Raw genomic sequence first — 15,938 nt, 5'->3', positions numbered from 1 at the left:
CGACGGATGCCGGGATACGCTGGATCAATGGCCTCTGATGTCTCGAATCCCCTGCTCTCCCCCAGCCTCCTCCCGTACGAATTGCCCGATTACGCGGCCATCCTGCCCGAGCACTATCTGCCCGCCTTCGAGCAGGGTTTCGCCGCCCAGCGCGCCGAGATCGACGCCATCACGGCGGACGCCGAAACGCCCAGTTTCGAGAACACGCTGATCGCGCTGGAGCAGAGCGGAGAGCTGCTCGGCCGCGTCGCCCACACGTTCTACACGGTGTCATCGGCGGATGCCACGCCCGAGATTCAAGAGATCGAAGAGACGCTCGCACCTCTCATGGCGGCGCATCAGGACGCGATTCAGCTCGACGGCGCACTCTTCGATCGCATCTCGGCGATCCTCGAACAGATCGATGACCTCGACCTGAATGCCGAGCAGAAGTTCCTCGTCGAGCGCCACCACCGTGAGATGAACCACGCCGGTGCGGGACTGGATGCCGGGGCCAAGGCACGACTGACGACGCTCAACCAGCGGCTCTCGGTGCTCACCACAACCTTCGAGAAGAATCTGCTCGCCGACACGAACGACCTCGCCGTCATCTTCGAGGACCCGACGGAGCTCGATGGCCTCAGCGAGGGCGAGATCTCGGCCGCGGCGCAGGCGGCAGCCGACCGCGGGCGGGAGGGCGCGTACGCGATCACGTTGACGCTGTTCACGGGGCATCCGTACCTCTCGGTCCTGACGAACCGCGAGAGCCGTCGCCGGATCACGGATGCATCCCGCTCGCGCGGAAACCGCGGAAACGCGAACGACAACGGTGCCGTCCTCACCGAGATCGTGCGTCTTCGCGCCGAACGGGCCGCGTTGCTCGGCTACGAATCGCACGCCGCCTACATCACCGCCGACGAAACGGCCGGGTCGCCCGAAGCCGTGCACGAGCTGCTGCGCCGCCTCGCCGTCCCGGCCGCGCGAAATGCCGAACGCGAGCGCGCAGAACTGCAGGTACTCGCGGATGCCGAGCCCGAGCCGTTCGCGATCGAAGCGCATGACTGGGCGTTCTATACCGAGAAGGTGCGCACGGCGCACTACGACATCGACACGGCGGCGCTCCGCCCCTGGTTCGAGGCCGAGCGCGTGCTGCAGGATGGCGTTTTCTACGCGGCCGAGCAGCTCTACGGGGTGCGGTTTATCGAGCGGGCCGACCTGCGGGCGTACCACCCCGAAGCGCGGGTGTTCGAAGTCCTCAACGAGGACAGCTCCCCCGTCGGGCTCTTCGTCCTCGACCTGTACACGCGCGATTCCAAGCGCGGTGGCGCATGGATGAACTCGATCGTGTCGCAGTCCGCCCTCCGCGGCACGCGCGCAGTCGTTGTCAACAACCTCAACGTGTCCAAGCCCGGTGCGGGCCTGCCGACGCTCCTCACGCTCGACGAGGTCACGACGCTCTTCCACGAATTCGGGCACGCGCTGCACGGCCTGTTCGCCACCGTTACCTATCCGCATTTCGCGGGGACGAACGTGCATCGCGACTTCGTGGAGTTCCCGAGCCAGGTCAATGAGATGTGGATTCTGTGGCCCGAGGTTCTCCGTAACTACGCTCGGCACGTCGAGACGGGCGAGCCCCTGCCGGAAGACATCGTCGACCGGCTCCGCTCGACCGAGACCTTCAACCAGGGCTTTGCGACGAGCGAATACCTCGCCGCGACCTGGCTCGATCAGGCCTGGCACTCCCTCTCCGAGAGCGCGGCCGAATCCGTCACCTCTGTGGCCGACTTCGAGAGCGCGACGCTGGCCAACATCGGGCTCGATCTGCCGGCCGTACCGCCGCGCTACGCCTCGACCTACTTCGCCCACGTCTTCTCGGGCGGCTACAGCGCCGGGTACTACTCCTACATCTGGAGCGAGGTACTCGACGCCGACACCGTGCAGTGGTTCCGCACGCACGGGGGTCTGCGCCGCGACAACGGCGACCGATTCCGCCAGCGTCTGCTGGGTGTGGGCGGCTCCCAGGACCCACTCGAGGCCTACCGCGACTTCCGGGGCCGGGATGCCGACATCCAGCCCCTGCTCTCGCGTCGGGGCCTCGACGCCTGAGTCGTCATTTCGTCTCGGCCCTGCGGGCTCGCTCAATGACCGGCACCCGGTCGTTGAGCGAGCCGCAGGCGAGACGAAACGCCGGAAGGGCTAGGCGCTCTTCTTCGCGCGGTTCATGATCAGGGTCGGCTCGGCACCCTCGTCGACCGCGGCGCGGGTGACGATGACCTTCGCGACGTTCTCGGATGACGGGATGTCGAACATGATCGGCCCGAGAACGTCCTCGAGGATCGCTCGTAGACCTCGGGCACCGGTCTTGCGGCCGACCGCGAGCTCGGCGATGGCGTCCAGCGCGTCGCGTTCGAACTCCAGTTCGACGCCGTCGAGCTCGAACATGCGCTGGTACTGCTTCACGAGAGCGTTGCGCGGGCCGGTGAGGATCTCGATGAGCGCCTCACGGTCGAGCTGGGACACGGATGCCACGACGGGCAGACGGCCGATGAATTCGGGGATGAGGCCGAACTTGTGCAGGTCTTCCGGCAGGACCTCACTGAAGAGGTTCTGGTCGTCGTCCTTTTCGTGCAGACGGGCACCGAAGCCCACACCGTGCCGACCGACGCGTGACGAGATGATTTCTTCGAGCCCCGCGAACGCGCCAGCGACGATGAACAGAACATTCGTCGTGTCGATCTGGATGAACTCCTGGTGCGGGTGCTTGCGTCCGCCCTGCGGCGGAACCGAGGCGACGGTGCCCTCGAGAATCTTCAGGAGAGCCTGCTGCACACCCTCGCCCGAGACATCCCGCGTGATCGAGGGGTTCTCAGCCTTGCGGGCGATCTTGTCGACCTCGTCGATGTAGATGATGCCCGTCTCGGCGCGCTTGGTGTCGAAGTCCGCGGCCTGGAGGAGCTTCAGCAGGATGTTCTCGACGTCTTCGCCGACGTATCCGGCCTCCGTTAGAGCGGTCGCGTCTGCGACCGCGAAGGGAACGTTCAGGCGCTTCGCGAGCGTCTGAGCGAGGTACGTCTTGCCGCAACCCGTGGGGCCGAGGAGCAGGATGTTGCTCTTCGCGATCTCAACCTCTTCGGCACGCTGCTCGGCCGACTGGATCGTGCCGTGCGCACGCACGCGCTTGTAGTGGTTGTAGACGGCGACGGACAGGGCGCGCTTGGCATCCTGCTGCCCGACGACGTACTCCTCGAGGAACGAGAAGATCTCACGCGGCTTGGGAAGTTCGAAGTCCGAGACGACACCAGTGCCAGCCTCGGCCATCCGCTCTTCGATGATTTCGTTGCAGAGCTCGACGCACTCGTCGCAGATGTAGACGCCGGGACCGGCGATCAACTGCACGACCTGCTTCTGGCTCTTGCCACAGAAGGAGCACTTGAACAGGTCTGCGCTTTCGCCGATGCGGGCCATCGGGCTCCTCCTCATGCATGCCCGGACAACCGGGCGGGACAATAGTGCGAGCCTAACAACTCGCCCCGACATCCGGTCGTATTGACCCGATGCCGGGGCGAGCCGGCCCTGGACTACTTGGTGAGTGCCGCGGGAACGCGCTTGCGTGTCGTCAGAACCTGGTCGACGAGGCCGTACGCGACGGCGTCGACACCGCTCAGGATCTTGTCGCGATCGATGTCGCGGTTGACCTCTTCGCGCGTCTTGTTGCTGTGCTTGGCCAGGGTGTCCTCGAGCCAGGTGCGCATGCGCAGGATCTCGGCAGCCTGAATCTCGATGTCGGACGCCTGCCCGTGCCCCGCCTCGCCCATGGCGGGCTGGTGGATCAGGATGCGCGCGTTCGGCAGCGCGAGACGCTTGCCGGGGGCACCGGCCGCGAGCAGCACGGCGGCGGCCGAGGCCGCCTGACCGAGCACGACGGTCTGGATCTGCGGCGACACGTACTGCATGGTGTCGTAGATCGCCGTCATCGCGGTGAACGAACCACCGGGCGAGTTGATGTACATGATGATGTCGCGGTCGGGATCCTGGCTCTCGAGCACCAGAAGCTGGGCCATGACGTCATCCGCCGAGGCGTCGTCGACCTGAACACCCAGGAAGATGACGCGGTCCTCGAACAGCTTGTTGTACGGGTCCTGACGCTTGTAGCCGTAGGCCGTGCGCTCCTCGAACTGGGGCAGGATGTAGCGCGATCCGGGAGCCTGGAGTCCGCGATGCGCGAGACCCTCTGCCGCGGCCGAGCCGAAGGTGGGGATGTCCATATTCATGCTTCCTTGTCTGTCCTTCGGATGCCTCAGCTAGCCGTCCCGCCGCCACCAGTGACGTCGGAAAGGTGCGCGCGGATGTGATCGACGAAGCCGTACTCGAGGGCCTCATCGGCGGTGAACCAGCGGTCGCGGTCACCGTCTTCGTTGATCTGCTCGACGGACTTACCCGTCTGCGCTGCCGTGATCTCGGCCAGGCGGTTCTTCATCGAGACGATGAGCTGGGCCTGCGTCTGAATGTCGCTCGACGTACCGCCGAACCCACCGTGGGGCTGGTGCAGGAGCACACGCGCGTTGGGCGTGATGTAGCGCTTGCCCTTCGTGCCGCTCGTGAGCAGCAACTGTCCCATCGAGGCGGCCATGCCGATGCCGACCGTGACGATGTCGTTCGGCACGAACTGCATCGTGTCGTAGATCGCCATACCGGCGGTGATCGAGCCACCGGGTGAGTTCACGTAGAGAAAGATGTCCTTCTCGGGGTCTTCCGCGGCGAGCAGCAGGATCTTGGCGCAGATCTCGTTGGCGTTCTCGTCACGCACCTCGGATCCCAGCCAGATGATGCGGTCCTTCAGCAGCCTGTCGAAGACACTCGTTGCCATCAATGGTTCGGCCATCGTTGCTCCCATTCGTTGTACGTCTGCGACGAATCTACCGGCGCGGATCGGCGGCTTCGCCCGTGTTCGCCCTGGGCAGAGCGGGTGTCGCGGCGGGCCCGCGCCTCGCGCTCCCCCTCTCGACTTGGGGCGTCGCAATTCTCAACTTGGGGCGTTGAGGTCCCGTTGGGGCGCGGGGCCCCGCGCCCCAACGGGATTCTGACGCCCCAGGCCGGTCGGTGTGCGCGTGGGGACAGGAAGAGGGGGGCGGATGCCTCGGCATCCACCCCCCTCTTGTCGCTCGGGCGACTACGCCTTGTCGGCGGCCTTCTTCGCGGGAGCCTTCTTCGCAGGCGCCTTCTTCTTCGGCTTCTCTTCGGCCTCGATCACGGCGTCGGCCTCGGCCGCAGCGTCCGCGATCTCTTCGGCCTCTTCGACGACCTCTTCTTCGGCGTCGAGGAAGTCCTCGTCCAGCTCCTCGTCATCCACGGCGATGAAACCGGACAAATCGACGGGCTTGCCGTTGGTGTCGACGACGGTGACCTTGCCGAGCGCAACGGCGAGGGCCTTGTTGCGGGCGACCTCACCGACGAGCGCGGGCAGCTGGTTGCCCTGCTGCAACGCCTGCATGAACTCCTGGGGGGCCATGCCGTACTGGGCCGCGGACTGGATGATGTACTGGCTCAGCTCTTCTTGCGAGACCTGCACGTCGGCGTCCTCGGCGAGCTTGTCGAGCACGACCTGCGTGCGGAACTGCTTCTCGCTCGCCTCGGTGACCTCGGCGCGGTGCACGTCGTCTTCGAGGCGGCCTTCGCCCTCGAGGTGCGTGTGCACCTCGTCCTCGACGAGCTGAGCGGGAACCGGGATGTCGAGCTGCTCCAGGAGCGTCTCGATCAGCTTGTCGCGCGCGGCCGAGCCCTGCGTGAAGGCCGACTGCTGGCCGACCCGCTCGCTGAGGCTCTCGCGCAGCTCGGCGATGGTGTCGAACTCGCTCGCGATCTGAGCGAAGTCGTCGTCAGCCTCGGGCAGCTCGCGCTCCTTGACGGCGGTGACGGACACGACGACCTCGGCCTCTTCGCCGGCGTGGTCGCCGCCAACGAGCGTCGAACGGAAGGTGGTCTCTTCGCCCGCGGTGAGCGAGTCGATGGCCTCGTCGATGCCCTCGAGCAGTTCGCCCGAGCCGACCTCGTACGAAACGCCACCGGCGCGGTCGATCTCGGCGCCGTCGATCGTGGCTACCATGTCGAGCTCGACGAAGTCACCGGTCTTGGCGGGACGGTCGACCGTGATGAGCGTGCCGAAACGGCCGCGCAGGCGATCGAGCTCTTCGTCGATAGCCGACTCGTCGACCTCGACGGCGTCGACCGTCAGCGTGATGCCCTCGAGCGGGGGCAGGGTGACCTCGGGGCGAACATCAACCTCGACCTCGACCTTGAGGTCGCCGGAGAAGTCCTTGTCGCTCGGCCATTCGACGATGTCGGCGGAGGGCTTCCCGACAACGCGAACGTTGTTCTCGTTAACGGCCTCGCGGAAGAAGCGGTCGAGTGCCTCGTTCACGGCGTGCTCGATGACGGCGCCGCGACCGACGCGCTGGTCGATGATCGGCGCGGGCACCTTGCCCTTGCGGAAGCCGGGCACCTGGATGTCCTGGGCGATGTGCTCGTAGGCGTGCGAGATGCTGGGCTTCAGCTCTTCGGGCGTGACCGAAATGTGCAGCTTGACGCGCGTGGGGCTGAGCTGCTCGACGGTGCTATTCACCATGCTGGTTGTTCTCCTCGTGATTGATCGCACGCGCGATTGCGCTGCGGGTCAGGGTCTGTGTGGATCGTCCGTCGGGGCGACAGGATTTGAACCTGCGGCCTCCCGCTCCCAAAGCGGGCGCTCTACCAAGCTGAGCTACGCCCCGGGGTGGCCCCGCGGGTCAACGCGGGTAAGAAACGACCCCCAAGAGTCTAGCCGAGTCCCTCACCGCGCCGTCGCGGCCCGGATCGCGCTGCTCCCGCACGGTCAATGAGCAGCGCCTTCGGCCACTGAGCCAACCCCCGGTCGCTGAGCTTGTCGAAGTGACCCCTGCCTCCGCGACCCGGACAGCACCGCGTCTGCGTTCCGGTAGACTTTCGGATGCCGCGCCTCGTCGCGGCGGATCGACCAAAACTGAATCACCCATTTTCGGCATAATTGCGCTGAATTCGGGGCTGTAGCTTAGTGGTAAAGCCTCTGTCTTCCAAACAGATGATGCGAGTTCGATTCTCGTCAGCCCCTCTCTCGCCCTGACGTTCGGCCGTAGGCCGAGCGGCGGGGCGATCGTGCTGTGTGGAAGCGCATCCGAGCGGGCGACAGCCTGCGCGTCGCTTCGACGGGCTCAGCGACCGTACGGGTGCGAATCAGGCCGGCGCGGCGTCCGCGTGCTCGGCGGACAGCACCACGTACACCTCGGCGTTCCGCAGCAGACCGGCGCGCTCCTCGTCGGTGAGCGCCCGCCGAACCTTGGCCGGCACGCCCGCGACGAGCGAGCCATCCGGAATCTCCATGTCCTCGAGAACGACCGCGCCACCAGCCACGAGGCATCCGGCACCGATCACGGCACCCGACAGCACCACGCTGCCCATGCCGATGAGCGACCCGTCGCCGATCGTGCACCCGTGCACGACGGCGTTGTGACCGACCGAGACATCACGGCCGATCACCACCGGGTGGCCGCTGTCGACGTGTACCGAGACGTTGTCCTGAATGTTGCTGCCCGCGCCGATCGAGATCGAGTCGCGGTCGGCGCGCAGGATCGCGTTGTACCAGACGCTCGCCCCCGCGTCGAGACGCACGGCGCCGGCGAGTCGCGCTCCGGCCGCGACGAACGCGGTCTCATCGAGCGATGGGATGCGTCCGGCGACGGACAGAACGGATGCATCGGTTGAAACGGTCATGGATCCGACCTTACGACCCGCGCACCGGCCCGCGCGCCCTACTCCCCTGGGACACCCGCCGAGATCGCATCCCGCAGCGCAGCGGTGTACTGCGGCGCGAGCGAATCGACGAACGACACTGTCAGGTGATTCTCGTCTCGGTACACGTTCGCCCCGCCGACGACCGGGAAGCACGTCGTGTCGTCGCAGAACACATCGGTGAAGTCGAGCAGCGTGACACCAGCGGTGCCTTCCGCCGCATCCTTCAGCGGATCCTGGTCGGTCAGCAGGTCGTCACGGGCACCATCGCAATTGCCCACCCCTTGGGTGCGCAGGCACTTGTTCGGGTCGTTCTCCCAGACCGGATTGTCGACGACGGTGACGACGGGGATGCCGCGATCGAGCATCCCGCTCCATGCTTCGCGGTAGCCCGCCACGGCGGCGTCGTGCACGCTGTCGTACCCCGCAGACGAGAACGGTGTGGCCGAGAGCCCCGCCGTGAAGACGACATCGAAGTCGCCGCCGTCGAGCACCTCGACCGCGTTCTCGCGCCAGTCGGCGCAGGCGGCCCCGAAGGCGCCGGGCGTCGACAGCGGTGTCGTGCTCCACGGGCATGCGCCCTTGAAGAGCGTCGTGAGGTGCCATCCGTTCTCGGCTGCGATGCGCTCGAACGTCGACAGCAGCTGGAACGCGTGGCTGTCGCCGATGAGCGCGACACGCGGAGCATCCGCTGCATCCGATCCGAACTCGCACGTGACGGCACGGGAGTCGTTGAGCTGCACGAAGCACTGTTCGTCGGCGGGCATATCCGCGGCAGCGAAACCGGGCGCGGGCAGCACCTGGTCGCCGAAGTCGACGTCGGCACAGGCCGAATCGAGCACGCTCGCCGCCCCGAAGCACTCGGGCGGGTCGGAACGGAGTTGTTCGATCGCTGCAACGCCCTCGCGATAAGCGGGTGCGTTGATCGCCCAGGCGCCGGCCGCGGTCGCCCCCACGAGGATCATCGCGACCAGCGACGCCCAGAGAGTCACGCGCGGCGGGCGCTTCGTCAGGACCTTCCAGGCTCGCGCCGGATCCTCCACGAACTTCTTCGTGAGCCAGGCGAGCACGAAGCACAGGGCAAGCAGTGTCACACGGTGGTAGATCGTCAAACCCCAGAACGGGACGGATGGCGCGATCACGATCAGCGGCCAGTGCCACAGGTAGAGGCTGTACGAGATGTCCCCGACGAACTGTGCGGGACGGATCGACAGGATGCGGGTCGGGTACCACCACCGCGCGGTGTTCGACGCGGCGATCACGGCCGCCGCTCCGAGCGTCGGCACGAGAGCCATGTACCCGGGGTACGGTGTCTGTCCATCGAACTGGAAGGCGGCGTACAGCAGCGCGACGATGCCCGCCCAGCCGAGCACGAAGCTGCCGATCGCGTTGCGGATCCGCAACATCGGGACCAGGGCGATGAGCGCTCCGACCCCGAACTGCCACATGCGGGTAAAGGTCACGAAGTAGGCGGGAGCCGGGTTCGTGATCGTGAAGACGACGCAGAAGACGAAGGATGCGAGGGTCACAACGCCGAGCGTCGTGATGATCGCGCGGCGTCGGGCGCCGCGGAAGAACTTCACGCCGATCCATGCCGCGAGCAGCATGACCAACGGCCAGAGCACGTAGAACTGCTCCTCGAGCGACAGCGACCAGTAGTGCTGCACCGTGGTCGGCTCCCCCGTGAGCGCGAGGTAGTCGGTGGAAGCGAATGCCAGATACCAGTTCTCGACGTAGAACGCCGAGGCGATGATCTCGCGGATCTCGTTGGGGAGCGCCGACAGCGGGAAGAGGTACGGCGATGCGACGACGATGGCGGAGAACAACAGGACCAAAAGCGACGCGGGCAGGAGCCGCCGCGCACGACGGGCCCAGAACTGCGCGAGTCGCACGCCACCCGTCGCCTCGAGCTCGCGCATGAGGTGACCGGTGATCAGGAACCCGGAGATGACGAAGAACACGTCGACACCGACATATCCGCCCGAGAGACGACCCGGCCAGAAGTGATAGAGCACCACGAACAGGACGGCGATCGCACGCAATCCCTGTACGTGCGGGATGAAACGCGACGGCTCTGCGTGTTCGGGAGAACGATTTCGTCGTTCGCGTCGGAGCATCTGCGACGGGGCGCCCAGATTCTGCGGGCCGAGTTCATGGTCTGCGGAGGGCACCAGACGACGCTACCCGGTCGTTCACGGGATGCCCGCATCGTCGTGTGATTTGCCGCGTGTTTCCGGCACTAAGCCGAGCCTCAGCTTGCTTGCGGAATGTCTGAGGCTGAGTAGCGTTTACCCCAGAGTCGCCGCGAACATCGCGGCCGGAGGGACCAAAATGACGAAGATTCAGACCGTTTCCACAACCGTCAGCGACCCTGATGTGTCGGCTGCGGCCGCCCAGTTCCTCTCCCCCGTCGTCCTCGGCCTGCAGGCCCTGACGATCAACGGCAAGCAGGCGCACTGGCACGTGCGCGGCGCCAACTTCATCGGCGTTCACGAGCTGCTCGACACCGTCGTGGCGAACGCGGGCGGCTGGGCTGACCTCGCCGCCGAGCGGATCGTCGCCCTCGGCCTGCCGATCGACGCCCGTGTGTCAGCCGTTGCGGCCAAGGCCGGAGCGACCGGCGTTCCCGCCGGCTTCGCTAAGTCGGATGTCGAGATCCCGGCGATCATCGCCGACATGGACGCCATCCTGATCGACCTGCAGGCCGCGATCGACGGCCTCGACGAGGTCGACCTGACCAGCCAGGACGTTGCGGTCGAGATCAAGCGCGGCCTCGAGAAGGACCGCTGGTTCCTGTTCGCTCACGTCAGCGAGTAAAGACCCCGCGCCTCAGGCGCTGTAAAAGGGCCTCCGGATCATCCGGGGGCCCTTCTGCGTTGCTGCCGACAACAGGAAGTTCGCTGAGAACAGGACGGTATCGCGCGCATTCTCCTGTTCTCGGCAGATCTCCTGTTCTCGGCAGATCTCCTGTTTCCCCGGACAGGTTCTCGTGAGGAGAGCGGATGCCTCAGGCCCGGTGCGTGAGCCGGCCAGCGATCATCGTCGCGGCGACGCGCATTCCGCGTAGCCCCGCGGCGTCCGCGACACGGGGGTCGGCCTCGCACAGGGCGAGGTCAGCGACCGCACCGGGTTCAATGCCCACGGCATCCGATCCCGATCCGCGCTCGGTCGACGCCGCGCGCGCCAGCTCGAATGGCACGGACTGTTCGGGGTGCCAGGCCGGCCGGTCGTCGTTCGTCCGGTAGACGGCCGCCGCGATCGCGGTCCAGGGGTCGAGAGCCGAGACCGGGGCATCCGATCCGAACCGCAGCTCGGCGCCCGCATCCGCGAGAGCGCGGAGCGGGTAGGCGAGCGCGGTCTGCGCCGCCCATTCATGGTCGGCGATGTCGCGGTCATCGACCGCGTGCGCGGGCTGCACGCTCGCGGCGACCCCGAGGCGCGCGAAGCGGTGCAGGTCTGCGTGGGCCACGAGCTGCGCGTGCTCGATCGTGCCGACCGCGCCCGTCCGCGCGAATGCGTCCAGGGCGTGCGAGTTGGCGACATCGCCGATCGCATGCACCGCGGACTCCAGGCCCCCGGCCGTTGCGACGGTCATGAGTTCCAGCAGTTCCTCGGGCGGGACGGTCATCACGCCGTGGTCGCCGTGGGTGCCGGGGTACGGGTGCGAGCAGGCCGCGGTCCGTGTGCCGAGCGACCCGTCTGTGATGACCTTGAAGGGCCCGACGCGCACCAGATCGGATGCCGCGCCGCGAACGGCATCGCCGGTACGTAGTCCCTCGGCCACGGCGCGCGGAAGATCTGCCGGGTAGATCCCGAACCGGATCCGGAGCGCATCGAAACCGGCCGCCAGACGGCGCACCCAGGCATCCTCGTTCCATGCCATGTCGAGGTCGACGACACCGACGATCCCCCGCATCGCGGCCCCGCGCGCCGCAGCATCGACGAGAACATCGCCGCGGGCCGGATCGATCGCGTTGAGTCGCCGCGAGATCTCGAAGGCCGGCAGCTCTCGCAAGACGCCCGAGCCGAGGGGATCGTGTCCCTCGCGACGAAGCGCGGCCGTGTTGAGCCATACCGAGTGAACGTCGGCGTTGATCAGGTACGTCGGGACATCGCCCGTCGCTGCATCGAGCAGCAGGCGTTCGGGCTCGTCCGCCCACAGCGCGTCGCGATATCCCGTGCCGATGCGGCGTCCATCCGCGAGCACCGGCGCCGCAGCCATGATTCGCGTCGCCTCGGCGGCGGAGGACGCGTGATCGAGCGGCTCGCGGGCCGCCCGCAGCGCCCACTGTGTGAGGTGCACGTGGTGATCCCACAACCCGGGCATGAGCCATCCGCCGTCCGCGTCGAGCACAGCCGCGGATGCCGGATGCTTCAGCGCGCCAGCCGGGGCGATGTCGACGATTCGCCCGCCCGCGAGCACGACGTCATGCGGGTCGTCGCCCAGGGGCAGGGGCATCGCGGCGCCGACGATGCGTGCGTTCGCGATCATCCCGACGGTTTCACCGACGTTCACGACGGGAAGCCCCCGGTTCGCTCAGTGGCTGCGGGCGTGGTCCCGCCGGGTTTCGCGGCCGCAATCTGCGCGTCGCGCGCCCGACGCATCTCGGCGGCGAGCGGTGGATTCGGGTGCGCCCCGCCCTCCGCCAGCTCGGCGATGATCGTCTCGACGACGTCGCCCGGCCGGTTCTGGCTGAGCTTGCGTTTCGCGACGACCCGCGACGGCGTCAAACGAAAGCCGACGGTGCCCCGCTCGAGGCGTTCGATGAACGTGGCGTCGTTCGGCGCCTGCCACATGCCCCGGGGCTCTGGCATCCGTGACTCGAACCGGTCGACGAGCGCGTCGAGCACCCGCAGGTTCTCATCCGTGTCGAGGAGTTCTGGCACGCCCGTCAGATGAGCCGAGACGAAGTTCCACGTCGGGACGCTCGCGACAGGTCCGGAGAAGACGCTGCCGTACCAGGACGGCGAGATGTATCCGTGCGGGCCCTGAACGACGACGAGCAGCTCACGCTCACCCAGACCGTGGATCAGGTCGTCGGGCTTGCCGACGTGCCCCACGATCGTGAGGTCATCACGTGCCGGGTCCAGCATCACGGCGTAGTGCGAGGCGACCAGTCCGTCGGGGGTGTCGCTGACGAGCGTGACCCACGGGTGCTGATTCACGAGCCGTCGTAGCTCGCCGACGTCGGTCATCGCAAAGGAGGGGTTCTGGCGCACCCGCCCAGCCTAGATCGGCCGACGTGCCAGGCGTTGCGCTGTCGCAGAACGATGTCGGAAGCGCGCGCGAGGGTCGATGTGTGACCACGGAGCGGGACCGAGGGGGGTCAGCGCTGGTCCTGCGGGCACCAATAGAGCTTTCGTCCCCCGACCTCTTCCAGCACGATCTCGGTGCCGCAGATGCGGCAGGGCAGGCCCGCCCGGTGGTACACCCAGTGCCGATCGTCGCGGCGCGCCATGGCGCGGCGGTACCAATCCGGATCGAGATCGTCCATCGTCATCATCTGGCCGGTCTCGACACCGATGGCGAGCAGATGCGTCCAGTCGCGCCACAGCTCCCGCACGACTTCTTCCGGCACGTCACGCCCCGGCGTGTGCGGATTCAGGCGCGCGCGGAAGAGCATTTCTGCCCGATAGACATTGCCGATACCGCTGACGATCGACTGATCCATCAACAACAGCCCGATCGGTGTCGGCTTCTTGCGCACCGCGGCGACGAAGCGTTCCTCGCCCTCTGCCAGGTCATCCACGAGCGGGTCGGGGCCGAGCTTGGCGATCGTCGCCGCCACCTCATCGGGCGTCTGCAGGGCGCACGCAGTCGGGCCACGCAGGTCCGCGCTGGTCACCTCGGTCATCAGGCGCAGGCGCACCTGCCCCACGATCGGCGGCGGCCACTCCGAACCCTCGTCCGCGAGGCCCGTTGTCTGCTCGGACATACGAACGTGCACCCGAGCACGACGCGGCGCGCCGATCGAGGTCAGCGAGTTCTCACCCGCTGAATCGAACACCGGGGCATCGAAGACCGGGGCATCCAACTCCGTCCCCCGCTGATTCGTCTGCCCCATGCGTCCGTTTGCCGCCGCGATCGTCGGATCCACCACGATCTCGCCCGCGAAGTCCCATGCGCCGTACATCCCGAGGTGCACGCGCAACCACAGGTCCTCCTCGAACGCGAGGAACATCTGCTTGCCGACAGCTCGCACATCCGTCGCCGTACGTCCATCGAGCAGTGCGGCGCCCTCGACGAAACGTCCCTGCGGGCTCGACGCGAAGACGCGCTGACCGACGAAGTTTCGCTCGAACTGACGCGCGATGCGATGGACGGAGTGGCCTTCGGGCATCAGCCGACCTCGGGATCGAAGGCGTCGATGTCTTCTCCCCCGCGACTCGGTGCCGCACCGCCGTTCTCGACCGGCGTCGCGCGCGGATCGGGCAGGAGCGAACCGTCCGCCTCGTACGCCGCGATCTGGCCGATCCGGCGCACGTGCCGTTCTTCGAACGTGAAGGGCGTGGCGATGAAGATGTCGATGAACTTCGCTGCCTCGTCGAACGTGTGCTGGCGCGCACCGATCGCGATGACGTTCGCGTCGTTGTGCTCGCGCGCAAGTTCCGCGGTCGCAACGTTCCAGACCAGCGCGGCGCGAATGCCCTGCACCTTGTTCGCCGCGACCTGCTCACCGTTGCCCGATCCACCGAAGACGATGCCGAGCGTCTCGATGCCGGCGGCCTGGTCGCGAACGACCGCCTGAGCGGCACGGATGCAGAACGCCGGGTAATCGTCGAGGGCGTCGTACTCGAGCGGGCCGTGGTCCACGACGTCGTGGCCCTGGTCGCTCAGGTGGTGCTGCAGGCGAGTGGAGAATTCCAGCCCCGCGTGATCGGTGGCGATATGGATGCGCATGGGCTCAATCCTAGGGACGGGCCGAATGGCGAACGGTCAGGGCGCGATACCGGATGCCGCGGGTTTGAATCCCGCGCGGACGTTCTCGCAGCACCCCGGCCGACACACGTCGAACCAGGGCCCGAGCTTCGTGACGTGCGGGCGTTCGGCCGTCGGGGTGCCCTTCAGGCGCTCCTCGATGAGGTCGACCAGGCCCGCAACGTACGCCGGGTCGACACCGGGGGTCGGGGTTCGAACGGCGGCGAGACCCGCCTCCGCCGCGGCCTCCATCGCCTCGGTGTCGAGATCCCAGAGCACCTCCATGTGGTCGCTGACGAAGCCGAGGGGAACGATCGCGACGGCTCGCGCGCCTTCTGCGGGCAGCCCCTCGATCACGTCGCACACATCCGGCTCGAGCCACGGCTGCGAGGGCGGACCCGACCGCGACTGGTAGACCAGCTGCCACGGAACATCCGCAGCATCCGGGATCTCTTCCGCGATCTGCGCCATCACGTACGCGGCGACCGCGAGGTGCTGCGTCTCGTAGGCGCCGCCTTCACCCCACTCCCGGTCGCGCGGGCCGGATCGCCGCGCGTCGTCCATCGGCACGCTGTGCGTGGAGAAGAGCACCCGGATCTCGCCCGGCGCGATGCCATCCGAGAGGAACCCGGCGACGGCTTCGCGCACTCCGGCGACGAACGGGGCGATGAAACCGGGGTGGTCGAAGAACTGGCGGATCTTGTCAATCGTCACCGTCCCGCCCAGACCGGTCTCGTCGAGCACGCGAGCGAAGTCCTCGCGGTACTGGCGGCAGCTCGAGAACGAGCTGTAGGCGCTCGTGGCGAGGGCGAGGAGTCTGCGGTGCCCCGCGGCATCCGCGGCCGTGACGGCCTCATCGAGGTACGGCGCCCAGTTGCGGTTGCCCCAGTAGATGGGCAGATCGATGCCTCGGCGGGCGAGTTCGGCCTCGAGCTTCACCTTCAGCTCACGGTTCTGAGCGTTGATCGGGCTGATCCCACCGAAGTGCCGGTAGTGATGGGCGACCTCTTCGAGTCGCTCGTCGGGGATGCCACGACCGCGCGTCACGTTTCGCAAGAACGGGATCACGTCGTCCTGGCCCTCGGGTCCGCCGAAGCTCGCCAGCAGGAGCGCGTCGTAGGCGACGGGCACTTCGACGTGTTCCGGCCCACCGGCGGCGGCCGGGGATGCGTAGAGGACGACGGGGTTCACATCTGCGGGAGTTGCGCTCACACCCTCCATCCTCCCACCGCCCCGGGCC

Annotated in this window: 13 protein-coding genes and 2 tRNA genes; 3 read left to right on the top strand and 12 right to left on the bottom strand. The window is 67.2% G+C overall.

All coding sequences use genetic code 11. The features are described 5' to 3' along the window. Nucleotides 1-27: 27 nt before the first annotated feature. Nucleotides 28-2,085 carry a M3 family metallopeptidase gene (locus ACXZ1E_RS15660; protein ID WP_458041364.1) on the top strand — a complete coding sequence of 686 codons (2,058 nt, stop codon included), beginning with the start codon at nucleotides 28-30 and terminating at the stop codon, nucleotides 2,083-2,085. Nucleotides 2,086-2,175: 90 nt separating this feature from the next. Here ACXZ1E_RS15660 and clpX read toward each other — a convergent pair whose 3' ends face one another. The 5 genes from clpX to ACXZ1E_RS15635 all read right to left on the bottom strand — a co-directional run bounded on the left by clpX (nucleotide 2,176) and on the right by ACXZ1E_RS15635 (nucleotide 6,746). After that, entirely contained in the window at nucleotides 2,176-3,444 is a 1,269-nt protein-coding gene (clpX, locus tag ACXZ1E_RS15655) for an ATP-dependent Clp protease ATP-binding subunit ClpX (RefSeq protein ID WP_458041363.1), read from the bottom strand. 113 nt (nucleotides 3,445-3,557) lie between these two features. After that, nucleotides 3,558-4,244 carry an ATP-dependent Clp protease proteolytic subunit gene (locus ACXZ1E_RS15650; protein ID WP_036295075.1) on the bottom strand — a complete coding sequence of 229 codons (687 nt, stop codon included), beginning with the start codon at nucleotides 4,242-4,244 and terminating at the stop codon, nucleotides 3,558-3,560. Between the two features lie 32 nt (nucleotides 4,245-4,276). Continuing rightward, entirely contained in the window at nucleotides 4,277-4,861 is a 585-nt protein-coding gene (locus ACXZ1E_RS15645; RefSeq protein ID WP_458041362.1) for an ATP-dependent Clp protease proteolytic subunit, read from the bottom strand. Nucleotides 4,862-5,149: 288 nt separating this feature from the next. Beyond that, nucleotides 5,150-6,601 (bottom strand): trigger factor, encoded by a 1,452-nt coding sequence (tig, locus tag ACXZ1E_RS15640; protein WP_458041361.1) that lies wholly within the window; start codon nucleotides 6,599-6,601, stop codon nucleotides 5,150-5,152. Nucleotides 6,602-6,672: 71 nt separating this feature from the next. After that, nucleotides 6,673-6,746, bottom strand: a tRNA-Pro gene (locus ACXZ1E_RS15635). 285 nt (nucleotides 6,747-7,031) lie between these two features. On the opposite strand from ACXZ1E_RS15635, the gene ACXZ1E_RS15630 reads away from it, so the two are divergent. Beyond that, nucleotides 7,032-7,102, top strand: a tRNA-Gly gene (locus tag ACXZ1E_RS15630). Nucleotides 7,103-7,224: 122 nt separating this feature from the next. Here the strand turns inward: ACXZ1E_RS15630 and ACXZ1E_RS15625 are convergent. Then, nucleotides 7,225-7,761, bottom strand: a complete 537-nt coding sequence (locus tag ACXZ1E_RS15625) for a gamma carbonic anhydrase family protein (protein ID WP_458041360.1) — start codon at nucleotides 7,759-7,761, stop codon at nucleotides 7,225-7,227. Nucleotides 7,762-7,799: 38 nt separating this feature from the next. Further along, the gene (locus ACXZ1E_RS15620; protein ID WP_458041359.1) at nucleotides 7,800-9,950 is read right to left on the bottom strand and encodes an acyltransferase family protein; all 2,151 of its coding nucleotides are present in this window, start codon (nucleotides 9,948-9,950) and stop codon (nucleotides 7,800-7,802) included. Nucleotides 9,951-10,110: 160 nt separating this feature from the next. On the opposite strand from ACXZ1E_RS15620, the gene ACXZ1E_RS15615 reads away from it, so the two are divergent. Further along, nucleotides 10,111-10,596 (top strand): Dps family protein, encoded by a 486-nt coding sequence (locus tag ACXZ1E_RS15615; protein WP_458041358.1) that lies wholly within the window; start codon nucleotides 10,111-10,113, stop codon nucleotides 10,594-10,596. A 190-nt stretch (nucleotides 10,597-10,786) separates the two neighbouring features. Here the strand turns inward: ACXZ1E_RS15615 and ACXZ1E_RS15610 are convergent, their stop codons facing one another. The 5 genes from ACXZ1E_RS15610 to ACXZ1E_RS15590 all read right to left on the bottom strand — a co-directional run bounded on the left by ACXZ1E_RS15610 (nucleotide 10,787) and on the right by ACXZ1E_RS15590 (nucleotide 15,910). Then, nucleotides 10,787-12,295, bottom strand: a complete 1,509-nt coding sequence (locus ACXZ1E_RS15610; protein ID WP_458351996.1) for an amidohydrolase — start codon at nucleotides 12,293-12,295, stop codon at nucleotides 10,787-10,789. After that, a complete protein-coding gene (locus ACXZ1E_RS15605) occupies nucleotides 12,292-12,999 on the bottom strand; it encodes an FMN-binding negative transcriptional regulator (protein ID WP_458041357.1) in 708 nt (235 codons plus the stop codon). Before ACXZ1E_RS15605 ends, ACXZ1E_RS15610 begins: the two co-directional genes overlap by 4 nt. Before the next feature lie 107 nt (nucleotides 13,000-13,106). Then, the gene (locus tag ACXZ1E_RS15600) at nucleotides 13,107-14,120 is read right to left on the bottom strand and encodes an Fpg/Nei family DNA glycosylase (RefSeq protein WP_458041356.1); all 1,014 of its coding nucleotides are present in this window, start codon (nucleotides 14,118-14,120) and stop codon (nucleotides 13,107-13,109) included. After that, entirely contained in the window at nucleotides 14,120-14,680 is a 561-nt protein-coding gene (locus tag ACXZ1E_RS15595; RefSeq protein ID WP_458041355.1) for a ribose-5-phosphate isomerase, read from the bottom strand. The genes ACXZ1E_RS15600 and ACXZ1E_RS15595 overlap by 1 nt, the downstream gene beginning before the upstream one ends. Before the next feature lie 36 nt (nucleotides 14,681-14,716). Next, entirely contained in the window at nucleotides 14,717-15,910 is a 1,194-nt protein-coding gene (locus tag ACXZ1E_RS15590) for a ferrochelatase (RefSeq protein WP_458351995.1), read from the bottom strand. Nucleotides 15,911-15,938 lie beyond the last annotated feature (28 nt).

The organism is Pacificispira sp. HM-600 (assembly GCF_977993705.1).
This window is presented reverse-complemented; position numbering and strand designations above follow the sequence as displayed.

What these genes read in the sequence shown, in the direction of transcription:
- ACXZ1E_RS15660 (WP_458041364.1), top strand. Translation starts at nt 28, where the DNA reads ATGGCCTCTGATGTCTCGAATCCCCTGCTCTCCCCCAGCCTCCTCCCG.
- clpX (WP_458041363.1), bottom strand. Translation starts at nt 3,444, where the DNA reads ATGGCCCGCATCGGCGAAAGCGCAGACCTGTTCAAGTGCTCCTTCTGT.
- ACXZ1E_RS15650 (WP_036295075.1), bottom strand. Translation starts at nt 4,244, where the DNA reads ATGGACATCCCCACCTTCGGCTCGGCCGCGGCAGAGGGTCTCGCGCAT.
- ACXZ1E_RS15645 (WP_458041362.1), bottom strand. Translation starts at nt 4,861, where the DNA reads ATGGCCGAACCATTGATGGCAACGAGTGTCTTCGACAGGCTGCTGAAG.
- tig (WP_458041361.1), bottom strand. Translation starts at nt 6,601, where the DNA reads ATGGTGAATAGCACCGTCGAGCAGCTCAGCCCCACGCGCGTCAAGCTG.
- ACXZ1E_RS15625 (WP_458041360.1), bottom strand. Translation starts at nt 7,761, where the DNA reads ATGACCGTTTCAACCGATGCATCCGTTCTGTCCGTCGCCGGACGCATC.
- ACXZ1E_RS15615 (WP_458041358.1), top strand. Translation starts at nt 10,111, where the DNA reads ATGACGAAGATTCAGACCGTTTCCACAACCGTCAGCGACCCTGATGTG.
- ACXZ1E_RS15600 (WP_458041356.1), bottom strand. Translation starts at nt 14,120, where the DNA reads ATGCCCGAAGGCCACTCCGTCCATCGCATCGCGCGTCAGTTCGAGCGA.
- ACXZ1E_RS15595 (WP_458041355.1), bottom strand. Translation starts at nt 14,680, where the DNA reads ATGCGCATCCATATCGCCACCGATCACGCGGGGCTGGAATTCTCCACT.